General features: G+C 55.2%; 1 rRNA gene (cut by a window edge). It reads left to right on the top strand.

The annotated features are described in order from the left end of the window. Nucleotides 1-1,393, top strand: a 23S ribosomal RNA gene (locus ABZZ04_RS39200) (it extends 1,373 nt beyond the left edge of the window). Nucleotides 1,394-1,465 lie beyond the last annotated feature (72 nt).

The raw sequence follows: 1,465 nt of genomic DNA on the forward strand, positions 1-1,465 counted from the left end.
TCTGAGACCTGATGCCGAGCCGATTGTGGTGAAGTGGATGATCCTATGCTGTCGAGAAAAGCCTCTAGCGAGTTTCATGGCGGCCCGTACCCTAAACCGACTCAGGTGGTCAGGTAGAGAATACCGAGGCGTTCGGGTGAACTATGGTTAAGGAACTCGGCAAAATGCCCCCGTAACTTCGGGAGAAGGGGGGCCATCACTGGTGATTGGATTTACTCCATGAGCTGGGGGTGGCCGCAGAGACCAGCGAGAAGCGACTGTTTACTAAAAACACAGGTCCGTGCGAAGCCGTAAGGCGATGTATACGGACTGACGCCTGCCCGGTGCTGGAACGTTAAGGGGACCGGTTAGCCGACTTTCGGGTCGGCGAAGCTGAGAACTTAAGCGCCAGTAAACGGCGGTGGTAACTATAACCATCCTAAGGTAGCGAAATTCCTTGTCGGGTAAGTTCCGACCTGCACGAATGGCGTAACGACTTCTCGACTGTCTCAACCATAGGCCCGGTGAAATTGCACTACGAGTAAAGATGCTCGTTTCGCGCAGCAGGACGGAAAGACCCCGGGACCTTTACTACAGTTTGATATTGGTGTTCGGTTCGGCTTGTGTAGGATAGGTGGGAGACTTTGAAGCGGCCACGCCAGTGGTTGTGGAGTCGTCGTTGAAATACCACTCTGGTCGTGCTGGATGTCTAACCTGGGTCCGTGATCCGGATCAGGGACAGTGTCTGATGGGTAGTTTAACTGGGGCGGTTGCCTCCTAAAGAGTAACGGAGGCGCCCAAAGGTTCCCTCAGCCTGGTTGGCAATCAGGTGTTGAGTGTAAGTGCACAAGGGAGCTTGACTGTGAGACCGACGGGTCGAGCAGGGACGAAAGTCGGGACTAGTGATCCGGCAGTGGCTTGTGGAAGCGCTGTCGCTCAACGGATAAAAGGTACCCCGGGGATAACAGGCTGATCTTCCCCAAGAGTCCATATCGACGGGATGGTTTGGCACCTCGATGTCGGCTCGTCGCATCCTGGGGCTGGAGTCGGTCCCAAGGGTTGGGCTGTTCGCCCATTAAAGCGGTACGCGAGCTGGGTTTAGAACGTCGTGAGACAGTTCGGTCCCTATCCGCTGTGCGCGTAGGAATATTGAGAAGGGCTGTCCCTAGTACGAGAGGACCGGGACGGACGAACCTCTGGTGTGCCAGTTGTCCTGCCAAGGGCATGGCTGGTTGGCTACGTTCGGGAGGGATAACCGCTGAAAGCATCTAAGCGGGAAGCCTGCTTCGAGATGAGTATTCCCACCAACTTGATTGGTTAAGGCTCCCAGTAGACGACTGGGTTGATAGGCCAGATGTGGAAGCCCGGTAACGGGTGGAGCTGACTGGTACTAATAGGCCGAGGGCTTGTCCTCAGTTGCTCGCGTCCACTGTGTTTGTTCTGAAATAACGAACGGCTGTGTTGTCACCGGTTGTTCAGAATTTCA

The sequence above is a fragment of the Streptomyces sp. NPDC006435 genome (assembly GCF_040612315.1).
In the GTDB taxonomy this organism is placed as follows: domain Bacteria; phylum Actinomycetota; class Actinomycetes; order Streptomycetales; family Streptomycetaceae; genus Streptomyces.